Genomic DNA, 16481 nt, shown 5'->3' on the forward strand with positions numbered 1-16481 from the left:
CTCACCATTTTGGTGAGGTTTGTCAATCTTTATGTGTTTACTACAAATATAGAAATTCAATAATCTGAAATTTATATTTTATAAGTGAATTACTTCGTCATAAGCATCAGCTACAGCTTCCATAACCGCTTCACTCATGGTTGGGTGTGGGTGGATAGCTTTTAATACTTCGTGACCAGTAGTTTCTAATTTACGACCTAAAACAGCTTCAGCAATCATATCAGTTACACCAGCACCAATCATGTGGCATCCTAACCATTCACCATACTTAGCATCGAAAATAACTTTTACAAATCCGTCAGGAGTACCCGCTGCTTTTGCTTTACCAGAGGCAGAGAATGGGAATTTACCAATCTTTAATTCATAACCTGCTTCTTTAGCTTGATCTTCTGTTAAACCAACAGAAGCAATTTCTGGAGTAGCATAGGTACAACCAGGAATATTACCGTAGTCGATAGCTTCAGTATGTAAACCAGCGATTTTTTCAACACAAGTAATTCCTTCCGCAGAAGCAACGTGAGCTAATGCAGGACCAGGAGTTACATCTCCAATCGCATAGTATCCAGGAATGTTCGTTTGATACCAATCGTTTACTAAGATTTTATCTCTATCCGTAATAATTCCAACATCTTCTAAGCCGATGTTTTCAATGTTGGTTTTAATTCCAACTGCAGATAATACGATGTCTGCTTCTAAAATTTCTTCTCCTTTTTTAGTTTTTACAGTTGCTTTTACTCCATCACCAGAAGTGTCAACAGACTCAACAGAAGAACTAGTCATTACTTTAATTCCAGCTTTCTTGAAAGAACGCTCCATTTGTTTAGAAACATCTTTATCTTCAACAGGAACAATATTTGGCATAAATTCAACAACGGTTACATCAGTTCCCATTGAGTTATAGAAGTGTGCAAACTCAACTCCAATAGCACCCGAACCTACAACAATCATTGATTTTGGTTGTTTTGGTAAGCTCATAGCCTCACGATATCCGATAACTTTTTTACCGTCTTGAGGTAAACTTGGTAACTCACGTGAACGAGCTCCTGTAGCAATAATAATATGGTCAGCTGAATACTCAGTTACTTTACCATCTTTATCAGTAACATCTACTTTTTTTCCAGCTTTCACTTTACCAAATCCGTCGATGATATCAATTTTATTTTTCTTCATTAAGAACTGAACACCTTTGCTCATTCCTTCAGCAACACCACGACTACGTTTAATCACAGCTTCAAAATCTTTATCGATAGCTTCTGCTTTTAAACCGTACTCATCAACATGTTTTAAATAATCATATACTTGAGCAGATTTTAATAATGCTTTGGTAGGAATACATCCCCAGTTTAAGCAAATTCCACCTAAGTTTTCTTTCTCTACTACAGCGGTTTTAAATCCTAATTGAGAGGCTCTAATAGCAGTTACATAACCTCCAGGACCGCTTCCGATTATTAGTACGTCGTATTTCATGTTGTTTGTTTTATTTAAGTTTTAAAGTAGCAAAGTTTTTACTCTTTGCAACATTTTCAAATTAACTAATTATTACATTCTCTCAGGAACCTGAATTCCTAATAATTTGAATGCAGATTTTATGGTATCAGCTACTTTTTTAGATAACTGAACTCTAAATGTTTTTTTATCTTGATTTTCTTCTCCTAAAATTGATACGTTTTGATAGAACGAGTTAAATTCTTTTACCAAATCATACGTGTAATTAGCTATCACAGCAGGTGAATAGTTACTTGCTGCTTGCTGAATTACTTCAGGGTATAATTCTAATTGCTTGATCAATTCTTTTTCTTTTTCGTGTAATTCTACTGATACAGGTGTTGAATAATCAAAATCAGCTTTACGTATGATAGATTGAATTCTTGCATAGGTATATTGTACAAACGGACCTGTATTTCCTTGGAAATCTACCGATGCTTGTGGGTCAAACAAAATTCTCTTCTTAGGGTCTACCTTTAAAATGAAGTATTTTAAAGCTCCTAATCCGATAGTTTTATATAATTCCTCTTTTTCTTCAGTTGAATACCCTTCTAGCTTTCCTAATTCTTGTGAAATTTCACGAGCTGTATTGGTCATTTCATCCATTAAATCATCGGCATCAACTACAGTTCCTTCACGAGATTTCATTTTCCCAGAAGGTAAATCAACCATTCCGTAACTTAAGTGGAATAATTGTTTAGCCCAAGAGTATCCTAGTTTTTGTAAGATTAAGAACAATACTTTAAAGTGATAATCTTGTTCGTTACCTACGGTATATACCATTCCGTTTACATCAGGGAAATCTTTAGAGCGTTGTACAGCTGTACCAATATCTTGGGTCATATATACTGCAGTTCCGTCTGAACGTAATACTAGTTTTTCATCTAACCCTTCGTCGGTTAAATCACACCAAACAGAACCATCTTCTTTTTTGAAGAAAATACCATTTAGTAATCCTTCTTCAATAATATCTTTTCCTAATAAATAGGTGTTACTTTCGTAGTATAATTTGTCAAAGTTAACTCCGATGTTTTCATAAGTAACATCGAAACCTTTGTATACCCATCCGTTCATCATTTCCCAAAGAGTAACTACTTCCTTATCTCCAGCTTCCCATTTACGAAGCATTTCTTGTGCTTCAACAAAAAGTGGAGCTTGTTTTTTAGCGTCGTCTTCAGAAATTCCTTTGGAAACTAATTCAGCTATTTCTTTTTTATACTCCTGATCGAATTTTACGTAGTAATTACCAACTAATTTATCACCTTTTAACCCGGTTGATTCAGGAGTTTCTCCATTTCCAAATTTTTGCCAAGCCAACATCGACTTACAAATATGGATACCACGATCGTTGATAATTTGTGTTTTGTAAACTTTATGTCCTGCAGCTTTTAAAATTTCAGCAACCGAATATCCTAACAATACATTACGAACATGTCCTAAGTGCAAAGGTTTGTTTGTGTTAGGAGATGAATACTCTACCATACGTGCATCTGTTTCGTCTTCTTTTACGAAGCCATAAGTTGCATCAGTAGCTATTTGATTAAAAAAGTTTACATAGAAAGAATCATCAACTACCAAGTTTAAAAAACCTTTAACTACATTGTAGCTAGTAATTTCGTTGATGTTTTCAACTAAGTATTTACCTAAATCTTCACCAATTTGAACAGGATTTCCTTTTTTGTACCGTAGTAATGGGAAGACAACAACAGTAACGTCTCCTTCAAAATCTTTACGGGTTGCTTGAAATTCTACATTTGGAATTTCTACATCATACAAGGCTAAAAATCCTTCTTTTACTTTCGCTTCAATTAACGATTGAATATTCATTGGTTCTTTTTAGATTATCGGACAAAATTAGTGTTTTTAATTTTTTATTCCCACGATTTTACAGATGATTTTTTGAAGCACTTCTATAGCATACTTCAATACTGCTTTTGTACCTTTGCGGTATGGATAAAGACCTAGAAAACTTATCGAAATTAGCGAATGACGCTTTACAAGAAAATAAGAAGTATTTTCAAAAGTTAAAAAAGCGTACACCAAAGCGTTTAGATTTATTAATGCAAGAGCTGCATGATGAAGAATTTGAGCGTACTGATTGTTTAGCATGTGCTAATTGTTGTAAAACGACTTCACCTATTTTTACAGAAAAAGATATTGAGCGTATAGCAAAGCACTTAAAAATGAAGGTGGTTGATTTTACTAAGCAGTATTTAAGAAGAGATGAAGACAATTTTATGGTGTTGCAATCTGCTCCTTGTACTTTTTTAGACGAGTCTGATAATACTTGTTCTATTTATGATGTGCGCCCGAAAGCCTGCTCGGAATATCCACATACCAATCGCAAGAAATTTATTCAGTTAGCTGATTTGACGATTAAAAACACAGAGGTTTGTCCTGCTACTTATAGGATTGTAGAAGAGCTTAAAAAAAGGTTGCCTCAGTAAAGTAGAAAGGAAGAAAATCATATATTTTTTCTATTTTTAGAGAAAATATATCATTGTGGAAACCCTTATACACTATTTTGAAACCATTCCTTCTAGTCATAGAAGTATTATTTTAGTAGGCGGAATTGCTTTTTTTTGGCTACTAGAAGGTGCTGTACCGTTATTCAATTTTAAATATAATAAATGGAAGCATGCATGGCCTAATTTGTTTTTTACTGCAACTACGGTAATTGTCAATTTCGTTTTGGCTTTTTTATTATTAAAAACTGCCGATTGGGTACAAGCAACTAATTTTGGCTTAATTAATTGGTTGCCAGAAATGCCGTTGTGGTTGTATGTGTTATTAGGTGTGTTGTTTTTAGATTTCTTCGGAGCTTATCTAGCACATTTGGTGGAACATAAAGTAAAACCTTTGTGGATGGTACACTTGGTGCATCATTCAGATCATAAGGTAGACACTACCACTGCAAACCGACATCACCCGATAGAGAGTGTTATTCGCTTTACATTTACTTTACTAGGCGTTTTTTTAGTAGGAACCCCAATAGGTATAATTATGTTGTATCAATCAATGTCTTTAGTATTTACGCAATTAACACATGCTAATATTAAGATGCCTAAAAAGTTAGATAAAGCATTAAGTTATGTAATTGTTTCTCCTGATATGCACAAAGTACATCACCATAATTTATTACCCTATACCGATTCTAACTACGGAAATATTTTTTCTATTTGGGATCGAATATTAGGAACTTATATGGAGTTGGATAGAGAAAAGATAGTGTATGGTGTCGATACATTTCCTGATGAGAAAAAGAATTCTGATTTAATAGAGTTGTTGAAGCAACCTTTTCAAGGGTACAGAAAACCTACGAATTTGGAAGAATTATGAACTTTTTTTACTATTGCATAAAAATTAATGCTAAAAAATTGATATTATGAAAAAAATCATTCTTTCTATTGTGTTTTTTGTGGCTATTATTCAAAAGTCAAATGCTACTCAGTGGATGACTTCTTTTGAAGGTGCTAAAAAAATTATCTATTGCTACCAACAAATTAATTGTAATTGATTTTTGGGCTACTTGGTGTAAACCTTGTATAGAAATGGAGTCTAACACGTGGAATCAACCAGAAATACAAGAACTTTTAAATGGATTCGTTCCTTTAAAAATTGATATTGATGTTTTTAGAAAGGTATCAAATAAATATTCAGCAAATAGAATTCCGTATGTATTGATTGTAGATGCTAATGGTGAAGTTATTTATAATGAAACAGGTTATAAAGATAAAAACCAAATGCTAAAAGTGTTGAAAAAGTATGCAATTAATACGTCTGCTCTTCAATCAGATTATGCAAGCTTTAATAAAGAACCTAATGCAGAAGCTGCAATGTCTATAGCTGAGAAATATTATGATACATCCATCTATGTAAATGATGATGTAGAGAATGATTACATGAATTTAGCATCAAACTATTTACGAATGGTTAAAAAGCTTTCAACTAAAAAAGAGTATAAAGAAAAATATGAACAGAAAGCAGATTTGTTAGATGATGCTTATCGATTGCTATTAAGAGGAAAAAACGAAAAAGTATTAGAAGTTTTAAAAGATAAATTTAAAGAATCGGAAATAGCGTCTGAAAATAAAGGACTATTTGATTTTATGCATTTTGTAGCATATAAAAAATTAGAAGATAATGAAAATGCCAAGTTGTGGTATGATAAATTAAAGACAGATAAAAATTATAAGTTTTATCTTTTAAAGTCAAGAAAAATATAAACAAAAAACGAGGTGTTTTACCTCGTTTTTTGTTTCTCAATCAACTCTAATATGTGTTTTCCTCTGGCTTTACAACCTTTACTTTCATGAATCACTTTAGTACGAATAATATGTTCCAGTTCAGGGTGTACCCAATCTTTTTGTAAACCAAATAGGTATAAAGTATTCATGGTATAAGCTTTAACAGCTATTTTCTGATTGGTAATTAACCAGTCGAATCCAGTTTCAATAATTAAATCTATATGTTTTAGGGTTAGTTGTTGCTGAGCTTTATTCGCTGTTTTAGAAGTATATGCAATAGCTAAATGTTCACAAATTTTAGCACAAGGTCTTATAGCACTATCAAAATGTACTTTGGAAATATTTTGAGTAAAAGTTTCTAAATAAGGAAGAATATGCTCTATTCCGTGGTGGGTGCAAATCCATTCCAATACCCAAGCAGCTTTGATGGATAGTTTATTATCGACATCAAAAGTAAATTCTACTAGGTTTTTTACTAGTATTGGATTTTGTAATACAATATTTGAAGCTTTTTCTCTGTTTATTCTAGCAGCAGTATCAACGTCATTTAAAACAGAAATTAAAAAATCAGCATTCATATTGGTATGGTTTATGTAAATTTGAATTGTAAAAGAAATAATAGCATGATAAATATAAACAGGATATTTTCAACAGCACTTCTATTGTCAGCATTTTTTATAAGCACTGCGCAGGCACAAAAAATAAATCAGTTAGATGCTAACGGAAAGAGAGATGGAGTGTGGAAAAAATATTATGATGATGATAAAAACGATGTTCGATATACAGGACAGTTCAAAAACGGTAAAGAAATAGGAACTTTTAAGTTTTATGAACCAAATTCTTATGGAGTCCCGTCCATGACTAAAGAATTTTCAACAAAATCTGATAGTGCTTTTGTTCAATTTTTCACCCCAAAAGGAAAAGTGAAAACAGAAGGTTGGATGATAGGGAAAAAGCGAGTAGGTAAATGGACATATTATTTTACTGATGGAAAATTATTCTCAGAAGAAGAATATATTGATGGTAAGTTAGATGGAGTAGTGAAAAATTATTACAGAAACGGAAAACTAACCGAAGAAACCTATTATAAAGAAGGAAAAAAAAGCGGAATGTCTAAAATATTTACCGATTCAGGTATCATGATTGAAGAAGTTAATTATGTAGATGGAAAACTTGAAGGTGAAGGTAAATACTACGATTTAAAAGGAAACCTAAAAGAAAAAGGAATGTATAAAAACGGAAAAAGAGACGGTAAATGGGAGTTTTATATGGATGGAGAAGTCGTTACCGATAAAAGAAAAAGAACCGTACATTCAATACCCAAAAATTAACAGCTAGAGATAGTAAATACAAAATTAAGTTTATAATAAATGATGATGGACTAAGGTATACTTGAGTCCATCAATTTTTATAATGATGTCATCAAATATTTCCATAATAAAAACATTTATTATTTCGTAAATTTGCGGCTTCAAAAGTACAAAATGAAAAGAGTAGTAGTAGGACTTTCAGGAGGTGTAGATAGTAGTGTAACAGCGTATTTACTAAAAGAACAAGGATATGAAGTTATTGGGCTGTTTATGAAAAACTGGCACGATGATTCAGTAACTATTTCTGATGAATGTCCGTGGTTAGAAGATAGTAACGACGCAATGATTGTTGCTGAAAAATTAGGAATTCCTTTTCAAACGGTTGATTTAAGCGAACAATACAAAGAGCGTATTGTTGATTATATGTTTAATGAATACGAAAAAGGACGTACACCTAACCCTGATGTATTATGTAATCGTGAAATTAAGTTTGATGTGTTTATGGACATCGCATTAAGTTTAGGGGCCGATTATGTAGCAACAGGTCATTATTGTAGAAAAGCAGAAGAACTTATTGATGGAAAGCCTGTATATAAATTATTAGCAGGAAAAGATACCAATAAAGACCAGTCGTACTTTTTATGTCAGTTATCACAAGAACAATTGTCAAAAGCGTTGTTTCCTATTGGAGAGTTGACAAAACCAGAAGTTCGTGAAATAGCAAAAGAAGCCGATTTAATTACTGCCGATAAAAAAGATAGCCAAGGATTATGTTTTATAGGTAAAGTAAGACTTCCTGATTTCTTACAGCAAAAATTACAGCCTAAAGAAGGAGAAATAATTCAAATTCCAACAGATTTTGAACAGTACAATCGTACAATTCCTCAATTTGAAAATAAAGAAGCTGAATTAGCTTATTTTTCTACAAAGTTTTCTTACAACAAAGAAGACGGAAAAGTAGTAGGTAAGCATCAAGGAGCGCATTATTTTACAAAAGGACAACGTAAAGGCTTAGCGGTTGGTGGTACCAAAGAACCACTATTTGTTATCGAAACAGATGTTGATACCAACATCATTTACACAGGAGAAGGAAAGGATCATCAAGGTTTGTATCGTAATGTCTTGTTTGTTTCTAATGAAGAATTGCATTGGGTACGTGAAGATTTAGCATTACAAACTGGTGAAACGATGGAAGTAGAGGCACGTATTCGTTATCGTCAACCTTTGGAAAAAGCAACGTTACATAAAGTAGAAAACGGATTGTATGTTGAGTTCGAAAATCCTCAATCAGCGATTCAAGAAGGACAATTTGTAGCTTGGTATACAAATGAAGAATTATTAGGGTCGGGAGTGATCTCGTAGAAAAAAAAAATATAAATTATGAAAAAAATATTGCTATTATTTGTAGTATTCATTTGTGCTAATGGATACTCTCAAAAAGATTCTATTGTTAATTATTTAGATAAAAAAGGTAATATAATCAAGAATAAGGACAAAGCAATGTCTTTTGAAATTATTACTAAAACACCTGATTCTCTTTGGTTAGTTAGGAAGTATAGACGTAGTGGAAAGCTTTATAGCTATACACATTACCTAACTGATGAAAGAAAAACTAAAATAGGGGAATCAGTGGTGTTTAATAAATATGGTAAAATATCAGCTTTGTATTTTTATAATAAAGAAGGAAAAAGGCATGGAAAAATGCAAACTTGGTTTGACAATGGGAATAAGAACACTGAAGGAGTTTATTTAAATGGAAAGAGAGAAGGAGTTTGGAAGATTTATCACTATAATGGTGAGTTAGCAGGAAAAGGAATCGTAAAAAATGATTCAATACTCAAAACAACTTATTATAATGAAAAGGGAGAAAAACTTGATAATGTCGATAAGATAATAAAAGAAAAAAAACCAGTGTTTAAAGGAGGGGACAAAAAATATTACAAATTACTTAAACAGTTAACAAGTAAGATAAGTTATAAAGTTAAAGGTCAGATAATTGTAGAGTATGTGATTGATATAGAAGGAAATATAAAGGACATTACTATCGATGAAAAGATTCCTGAAAAACTAGAAAAAGAGATTACTCATTTTTTTGAAAATTTAGAAGGCTGGGAGCCTGCGATACATTTGAATAGAAAGATACCTTTTAATTATATTCAACCGTTAAACTTTAGAGGATAAGATGCAAAATAAAATTACTAAATTATTTAATATACAGTATCCAATCGTTCAAGGTGGAATGATTTGGGTTTCAGGATGGAGACTAGCTTCAGCAGTATCTAATGCAGGCGGATTAGGATTAATCGGAGCAGGTTCTATGTATCCTGATGTGTTACGAGAACATATTCAAAAATGTAAAAAAGCAACCGATAAACCTTTCGGAGTAAACGTACCAATGTTATATCCTGATATTGAAAAAATCATGGATATTATTGTTGAAGAAGGAGTGAAGATTGTATTTACTTCTGCTGGAAATCCGAAAACTTGGACATCTTTTTTAAAGGAAAAAGGAATTACTGTATTGCATGTAGTAAGTTCTGTGAAATTTGCTTTAAAAGCGGAAGCCGCTGGAGTTGACGCCGTAGTTTGTGAAGGTTTTGAAGCAGGAGGTCATAACGGACGAGAAGAAACCACTACGTTTACGTTAATTCCGATGGTAAAAGAACAAGTGAAAATTCCAGTAATAGCGGCAGGAGGAATCGGATCGGGTAGAGGCATGTTAGCGGCGATGGTACTTGGTGCTGATGGAGTACAAATAGGAAGTCGTTTTGCTGCAACTGTAGAATCGTCAGCACATGAAAACTTCAAGAAGACAATTGTAGATGTAAAAGATGGAGACACGCATTTAACATTGAAAGAATTAGCACCTGTTCGTTTGGTGAAAAATAAATTTTATCAAGAAGTGCAAGAATTATATCAACAAAATCCAACGATAGAAGATTTAAAAGAGTTGTTAGGACGTGCTCGTGCTAAACGAGGAATGTTTGAAGGAAATTTAGATGATGGTGAGCTAGAAATTGGTCAAGTAGCAGGATTGATTCACGAAATTAAACCTGCGAAAGAAGTGTTGGAAGCTATAATTGCTGAATATAAGCAAGTAAAAAAAGAGCAATTGTTTTAGTCACAGGGCGATTGCCAAAAAAATAAGAAATTCGTCATTCCGAACGAGGTACGAGGAGGAATCTTAAAGTTGATATTCTTAAGATTTCTCTCTTCGTTCGAAATGACAACTTTTTATGAATTACTTTTAGCCTTTATAAAATCAGAGATTAAGTAGCTGATATATTTTCCAACTTGCCCGTTAGCAATTTCATCTTTAACTACTGCAGGAGCACCTTCACAAATATGCAAATATGAGGCATTTTGTAGTTTTCCAAAATAATGTGCAAATCTACGTGCTTGTTGTGGGGTAAATCCGCTAGGTGTCATAGCACTACTTGGGAAGTGTTGCACACAATCCAAATCAATCTCAATTCCGAAAGGAGCATTTTCTATAAAACTTTCAGCGCGTTGTAATTCACCTTCAAAAGAAGTAGACTGATACACTTCTAATTCTTCAAAAGTATTGTATTCTAGGTTTAAACTGTCATGAATCATCTCAAAAATATACTGAGGTGTATAGTTTTCATGCAATCCAAACATAAAGTAATGGTTGATAAAACCTTCTTGTAAAGCATACGAAAACCCATTACCACTATGACGTTCCTCCAAACGACGTAAATCGGTATGTGCATCTAAGTTAATTACATTAACAGGTTGATTTTTTCCTTCAGAAAGTCCTTTAATATTTCCGTAAGCATTGTTATGTCCGCCACCAATAATGATTGGAGTTTTACCACTTTCAACAATTGTTTTGATAAGGTTTGAAAGTTCTTTATCAATAGCTTTTACTAATAAATCACCTTTTTCTCTATCAGAAACATCAAAATCATATACATCGTCTAAACAGTCTAAATATCCTAAAACAAGAATATCATTTCCGTCGATAAATTGATTTTGTTGGGTGTTTAAAAAAGACTTTAGCGCTGGAATAAAAGCGGTGTGTGCGCCACCATTTCCACCGTTCATGCGTACGCCAATATCTTCAGGAACACCTAAAATGACAAAAGAAGCATCTGAATTTTCAAGTGCTGATTGCAATTCTTTTTTAGGATTGATAACAGCAACACATTCTCCTAATTTTGTTTCTCCTTCACGCGGTGTTACAAACTCTTGTATGTCTTTTTCGTTAAATATTGTTAGCATATTAAACCTCCTTTCCGTTGATGAACACTGAATCAATTAAATTACTTCCGAAGGAATACGGTAAAAACCCATACGAAGGAATTTCTTTCGTTAGGATTAAATTCGCCTTTTTTCCTTTGGTAATACTTCCAACCTCATCAGATAAGTTCATTGCATAGGCTCCGTTAATGGTTGCTGCATTAATCGCTTCTTCTGGGGTCATTTTCATTTTAATACACGCTGTTGCTACCACAAAATTCATATTTCCTGATGGGGTAGATCCTGGGTTGTAATCGGTAGCTAAAGCAAGAGGTAATCCTGCTTTGATAATATCACGAGCAGGTGTGTATGGAATGCTTAGAAAGTACGAACACGAAGGCAATGCTACAGGCATAGTTTGTGTTCCTTTCAATGCTTCAATATCTTCAGGATTCATTACTTCTAAATGATCAACAGATAATGCGTTGTGTTTTATACTTACCTGAACTCCACCAATGGTAGTAAACTGATTTACGTGTACCTTTGGCGTTAATCCGTATTGTTGCGCAGCGGTTAAAATTCTATCAGTATCTTCTACCGAAAAATATCCAGTTTCACAAAAAGCATCAACAAAATCAGCTAAATTTTCTTCGGCAACTTTAGGTAGCATTTCCTCAATAATTAAATTGATGTATCCTTCTTTGTTGTTTTTATATTCGGTAGGGAAAGCATGTGCTCCTAAAAAAGTAGCTTTGATAGGAATATTGTAGTTTTCGCGTAGTTTTTTAATAACACGTAACATTTTTAACTCAGCATCAACAGTTAAACCATACCCTGATTTTATTTCAACCGCTCCCGTACCTAAAGCAATCACTTCCTCTAATCGTTTTGCCGATTGCTGGTATAGTTCTTCTTCTGAAGTTTCTTGTAATTTCTTGGCAGAATTTACAATACCACCACCACGATTGGCTATTTCTTCATAACTCAATCCGTTAATTCTATCCACAAATTCTTGTTCACGATTGCCTGCATATACAATGTGTGTATGCGAATCGCACCAAGTAGGTAACATCATTTTACCAGTACAGTCTATAGTTTTATCAGCAGAAGTAGGGGCTTTTTTCATGCTACCATAATCGATAATAACATCGTTTTTAACCAATAAAAAAGCGTTTTTTATGGTAGGTAAAATGTTCATCGCAGCTCCTGATACTTTTTTGGTATCTGTTTCTCTGATTTGGATTAATTCTTTGATGTTTATGAATAAAGTTGTCATGTTAAATACTTAAATTTGTTAGACAAACTTACGGTAAAAACTACAATTTATGGTACATTTTTTAGGAGTGATTTGTGTTTTAATTCTCTTTTTTATCTCGTTAAAACTTGTATTTTACTGGTTTTCAGTTTGATAATTTTGTAACTTAGTGTAGCTTTATTGAAATTCAATAGTTATGCATTATCATGACGGACATTTTTGGGGTATGCACTTTGCTTGGTGGATTGTTTGGGTAGTAATAGGAATATTCTTTTTCTTGTTTTACAGTTCTTCATTTCAAGTAACAAAGAAAGAGACACCATTAGAGATTCTAAAAAGACGTTTTGCAGAAGGCGAAATTACGAAGAAGCTAAAAAAGTACTTACTTAAAAAAAGTAGTTAAAAAAATCCCCTTGTAAAAAATACAAAGGGAATTTACTTTTTAATATTCTATTTTATCTTCTTTCTCAGACCATTTCTGAAAAGGTTCTAAGGCTATATTACGTCCAATTTGTTCAAACGGAATGCTTCTTTTTTCGTATGGTAACGGAATTTCTTTGTAAATAAACTCATCATCAAAACCTATATTAGCAGCATCTTGCTGGTTGCTTCCGTAAAAAACTTTATCAGGACGTGCCCAATAAATAGCGCCTAAACACATAGGACAAGGTTCGCAAGAGGTATATACAATACATCCATCTAATTGAAAAGAACCTATATTTTTACAAGCATCACGAATGGCTGTTACTTCTGCGTGTGCAGTTGGGTCGTTGGTAGAAGTAACCTTATTGTTTCCTCTTCCGATGATTTTTCCATCTTTAACAACAATACAACCAAAAGGTCCTCCTTCGTTGTTCTGCATTCCTTTTAAAGCAGCTTTTACTGCTTCGCTCATATATTCTTCGTGTGTATTCATATTTTTTAATTTTATTCTCGATACTAATTTTACTCATAAAAATGAGTAAAATTCACTCGAATTGACAAATTTTTATCAAATTACTAACAGATTTTATTAGCTAAAAAAAGCCACAATTAAGTGGCTTTTATGGTTTTATAACAAAAATACGTTTTTACTTTAAGCTTCCAATCATATCTTCTGGTTTAACCCATTCGTCATATTGTTCTGGAGTTACATACCCTAAACGTACCGCTTCTTCTTTTAAAGTAGTTCCGTTAGCATGTGCTGTATTTGCAATTTCTGCAGCTTTGTAATATCCAATTTTAGTATTTAATGCCGTAACTAACATTAATGAGTTGTTTAATAACTCAGTAATTCTTGTTTGGTTTGGTTCAATACCAGCAGCACAGTTTACATCAAACGACACACAAGCATCTCCAATTAATTGAGCTGATTGTAATACGTTAGCAGCCATCATAGGTTTGAACACGTTTAACTCGTAGTGACCTTGAGTACCACCAACGGTTACAGCAACGTCGTTACCCATAACTTGTGCACAAACCATAGTCATAGCTTCTGCTTGTGTAGGGTTTACTTTTCCTGGCATGATAGAAGATCCTGGTTCGTTAGCAGGAATGATGATTTCTCCAATTCCAGAACGTGGTCCAGACGCCATTAAACGAATATCGTTGGCTATTTTATTTAAAGAAACTGCTAATTGTTTTAAAGCTCCATGTGTTTCAACTAAAGCATCGTGCGCTGCTAAGGCTTCAAATTTATTTTCAGCAGTTACAAATGGTAATCCTGTAAACTCAGCAATATATTTAGCAACTAACACATCGTAACCAGCAGGAGTGTTTAATCCAGTTCCTACCGCAGTTCCTCCTAAAGCTAATTGAGCTAAATGCGCTAAGGTGTTTTTTAAAGCGTTTAATCCGAAGTTTAATTGCGCTACATACCCAGAAAACTCTTGTCCTAAGGTTAGGGGAGTAGCATCCATTAAGTGCGTACGTCCAATTTTTACAACATCTTTAAAAGCTTCTGCTTTTGCTTGTAAGGTATCACGTAATTGCTCAACACCCGGAATGGTTACTTCTACAACTTTTTTGTAAGCAGCAATGTGCATACCTGTTGGGAAGGTATCGTTAGATGATTGCGATTTGTTTACGTCATCGTTCGGTTGGATAGTTTTTTCACCTTCACCAATTACTTTTCCAGCAATTTCATGCGCACGGTTTGCTATAACTTCGTTAACGTTCATGTTACTTTGTGTACCAGAACCTGTTTGCCAAATTACTAAAGGGAATTGATCATCGTGCTTTCCTTCTAAAATTTCATCACATACTTGTGCAATTAAATCACGTTTTTCAGCAGCTAACACCCCTAACTCTGCGTTAGTGTAAGCAGCAGCTTTTTTTAAGTATGCAAATCCGTATACTACTTCTAAAGGCATAGAGGCAGCAGGACCAATTTTAAAATTGTTACGAGAACGCTCAGTTTGTGCTCCCCAATATTTATCAGCAGGTACTTCTACCTGTCCCATAGTGTCTTTCTCAATTCTATATTTTGTCATTATGAAATGATTTAAAATGCTAAAAATTAATGATGTCCAAAATTACAAATTCTTATAGTTTTTACGAGTGATTTTTATTAGATTTTATTGGAAGAAAAGAAAAATAGTTATAATTTTGTGGCATAACAATTATTAACAAGAAACAAATGTTAGATTTTTCAGAATTCTCAGGATTAGTATTATTCATGTTTATTTTTACAGCTGGATTTTGGCTGTTAATTTTCTTATTAACATTTGTAGTTCCTTACTGGATTGGTGGAACTATCTGGGAAAACATGAAGTTAAAAAGAGAAGCTAAAAGAGCTGCCGAAGAAGGTAAGTAATCTTTAGATACAATAAATACAATATTTAGACCACGTCTTTTAGCGTGGTTTTTTTGTGACTATATTTAACTAGAAATAAGTTTTTCAACCTAAGTTTCTGCAATAAAAAAGAGAGCTGAACAATCAGCTCTCTTTTTTATTATATTTGAATGAAGTATTAAAACCCTTCACCACCACCATCGAAATCTCCGTTTCGTTCAGGACGTTCACGTTTTTTCTTTTGGTTGAAACGATACGTGAAGCTTAAAGATATTTGGCGTTCTCTCCACTGGAAAGCTCCATCGTTAATTGTTTTAAGTATTCCATCTTCATCATATAAATAAGTAGTGCTTTCACGTTTACGAGAATTAAATAAATCGCTAACGTTTAATACTAACGAAGCTTTTTCGTTAAACAAATCTTTACTAAAAGCAAGGTTGGCCATAAACATACCTTCTCTATCATCTTGAGCAGATGATTGTGGGGCACGATACATTAATCGTGTTTGCCATTCGATTTTAGCAGGTAAGGTAATTCTTGAGTTGAAACGAGCAAACCAACTACTATTATTAACTTCTTTTAAAGGTGTTGTTATTTGTGAACCATTAGGGGCTGTGTACACATAAGTAAAAGCGTCTGTATTGAATTTAAAATAATTAAATGTTGCTGATAAACGAGCCCATTTAACAGGGTTGTAATTTGTAGTAAATTCGAAACCATAACGATTTTCGTCATTTAAATTTACGGGTTGTCTTACTGTTACATCCGTTAAAACACCGTTAACATTTCTTTCTTCTAATATAGATACTCGTTGAATAATATCTGTTGAATGTTGATAGTATAATGAAGCTCCTAAGTTTAATTTGCTAATTCGCGCATTATATCCAAGATCAAAAGAGTTTGTAAAAGTAGGATCAAGGTCAGGGTTTCCTTTAAAAACGTTGGTAGCAGAACTACGGCTTTCAAATGGATTTAAGAACCAATGACGAGGTCTTTGTAGTCTTCTGCTATATCCAAGAGCGATGTTGTCACTTTCGTTAATTTCGTATCCTAAGTTTACGGTTGGGAATAATTCAGTATATTTTTTCTCTTTGAATTCATCAATAGTGAATACAGTTAAGTCAATATCAGTAACTTCAGCTCTTAAACCTAATAAATATGAAAATTTATTGATTTTACTTCCGTATTGTGAATAAAAAGCATAAATG

18 protein-coding genes are annotated in these 16481 nt (G+C 33.2%); 10 read left to right on the top strand and 8 right to left on the bottom strand.

The features are described 5' to 3' along the window. Positions 1-78: 78 nt before the first annotated feature. On the bottom strand, positions 79-1467 hold the full coding sequence (lpdA, locus tag OU788_RS09155) for a dihydrolipoyl dehydrogenase (protein ID WP_274634896.1): 1389 nt from the start codon (positions 1465-1467) through the stop codon (positions 79-81). Positions 1468-1539: 72 nt separating this feature from the next. After that, the gene (gene argS / locus OU788_RS09160) at positions 1540-3312 is read right to left on the bottom strand and encodes an arginine--tRNA ligase (RefSeq protein ID WP_274634897.1); all 1773 of its coding nucleotides are present in this window, start codon (positions 3310-3312) and stop codon (positions 1540-1542) included. Positions 3313-3434: 122 nt separating this feature from the next. Between argS and OU788_RS09165 the strand changes: the two genes are divergently transcribed. From OU788_RS09165 to OU788_RS09180, 4 genes are read left to right on the top strand one after another with little or no spacing between them, the layout of a single operon-like run. Then, positions 3435-3932, top strand: a complete 498-nt coding sequence (locus OU788_RS09165; RefSeq protein WP_274634898.1) for a YkgJ family cysteine cluster protein — start codon at positions 3435-3437, stop codon at positions 3930-3932. Positions 3933-3987: 55 nt separating this feature from the next. Beyond that, complete coding sequence (locus OU788_RS09170) at positions 3988-4824, top strand: sterol desaturase family protein (RefSeq protein ID WP_274634899.1); 837 nt, start codon at positions 3988-3990, stop codon at positions 4822-4824. Positions 4825-4870: 46 nt separating this feature from the next. Next, complete coding sequence (locus tag OU788_RS09175) at positions 4871-5002, top strand: hypothetical protein (protein WP_274634900.1); 132 nt, start codon at positions 4871-4873, stop codon at positions 5000-5002. Between the two features lie 34 nt (positions 5003-5036). After that, on the top strand, positions 5037-5711 hold the full coding sequence (locus OU788_RS09180) for a hypothetical protein (protein WP_274634901.1): 675 nt from the start codon (positions 5037-5039) through the stop codon (positions 5709-5711). 17 nt (positions 5712-5728) lie between these two features. On the opposite strand, the gene OU788_RS09185 is transcribed toward OU788_RS09180, so the two are convergent. Beyond that, positions 5729-6310, bottom strand: coding sequence for an adenylosuccinate lyase (locus tag OU788_RS09185; RefSeq protein ID WP_274634902.1), 582 nt, complete (start codon positions 6308-6310; stop codon positions 5729-5731). A gap of 84 nt (positions 6311-6394) precedes the next feature. Between OU788_RS09185 and OU788_RS09190 the strand changes: the two genes are divergently transcribed. The 4 genes from OU788_RS09190 (at position 6395) to OU788_RS09205 (ending at position 10163) form a co-directional block, all read left to right on the top strand. After that, positions 6395-7063 carry a toxin-antitoxin system YwqK family antitoxin gene (locus tag OU788_RS09190; RefSeq protein WP_274634903.1) on the top strand — a complete coding sequence of 223 codons (669 nt, stop codon included), beginning with the start codon at positions 6395-6397 and terminating at the stop codon, positions 7061-7063. Between the two features lie 153 nt (positions 7064-7216). After that, positions 7217-8404 carry a tRNA 2-thiouridine(34) synthase MnmA gene (gene mnmA / locus OU788_RS09195; protein WP_446751484.1) on the top strand — a complete coding sequence of 396 codons (1188 nt, stop codon included), beginning with the start codon at positions 7217-7219 and terminating at the stop codon, positions 8402-8404. A gap of 18 nt (positions 8405-8422) precedes the next feature. Next, positions 8423-9223, top strand: coding sequence for an energy transducer TonB (locus OU788_RS09200; protein ID WP_274634904.1), 801 nt, complete (start codon positions 8423-8425; stop codon positions 9221-9223). A 1-nt stretch (position 9224) separates the two neighbouring features. Further along, positions 9225-10163 carry an NAD(P)H-dependent flavin oxidoreductase gene (locus tag OU788_RS09205; protein ID WP_274634905.1) on the top strand — a complete coding sequence of 313 codons (939 nt, stop codon included), beginning with the start codon at positions 9225-9227 and terminating at the stop codon, positions 10161-10163. A gap of 113 nt (positions 10164-10276) precedes the next feature. On the opposite strand, the gene OU788_RS09210 is transcribed toward OU788_RS09205, so the two are convergent. Both OU788_RS09210 and hutI read right to left on the bottom strand, forming a co-directional pair. After that, positions 10277-11287, bottom strand: coding sequence for a formimidoylglutamase (locus tag OU788_RS09210; protein ID WP_274634906.1), 1011 nt, complete (start codon positions 11285-11287; stop codon positions 10277-10279). 1 nt (position 11288) lies between these two features. Continuing rightward, the gene (gene hutI / locus OU788_RS09215) at positions 11289-12521 is read right to left on the bottom strand and encodes an imidazolonepropionase (protein WP_274634907.1); all 1233 of its coding nucleotides are present in this window, start codon (positions 12519-12521) and stop codon (positions 11289-11291) included. A gap of 175 nt (positions 12522-12696) precedes the next feature. Here hutI and OU788_RS09220 point away from each other — a divergent pair, with 175 nt between their 5' ends. Next, positions 12697-12903 carry an SHOCT domain-containing protein gene (locus OU788_RS09220; protein WP_274634908.1) on the top strand — a complete coding sequence of 69 codons (207 nt, stop codon included), beginning with the start codon at positions 12697-12699 and terminating at the stop codon, positions 12901-12903. A 39-nt stretch (positions 12904-12942) separates the two neighbouring features. Here the strand turns inward: OU788_RS09220 and OU788_RS09225 are convergent, their stop codons facing one another. Beyond that, positions 12943-13416, bottom strand: a complete 474-nt coding sequence (locus OU788_RS09225) for a nucleoside deaminase (RefSeq protein WP_274634909.1) — start codon at positions 13414-13416, stop codon at positions 12943-12945. Between the two features lie 154 nt (positions 13417-13570). After that, the gene (gene fumC / locus OU788_RS09230) at positions 13571-14971 is read right to left on the bottom strand and encodes a class II fumarate hydratase (protein ID WP_274634910.1); all 1401 of its coding nucleotides are present in this window, start codon (positions 14969-14971) and stop codon (positions 13571-13573) included. A gap of 146 nt (positions 14972-15117) precedes the next feature. On the opposite strand from fumC, the gene OU788_RS09235 reads away from it, so the two are divergent. After that, positions 15118-15294, top strand: coding sequence for a hypothetical protein (locus tag OU788_RS09235; RefSeq protein WP_028891109.1), 177 nt, complete (start codon positions 15118-15120; stop codon positions 15292-15294). Between the two features lie 157 nt (positions 15295-15451). On the opposite strand, the gene OU788_RS09240 is transcribed toward OU788_RS09235, so the two are convergent. Continuing rightward, on the bottom strand, positions 15452-16481 hold a 1030-nt coding region (locus OU788_RS09240; protein ID WP_274634911.1), incomplete at its 5' end, for an outer membrane beta-barrel family protein.

The organism is Tenacibaculum sp. L6 (assembly GCF_028823685.1).
Classification (GTDB): Bacteria; Bacteroidota; Bacteroidia; order Flavobacteriales; family Flavobacteriaceae; genus Polaribacter.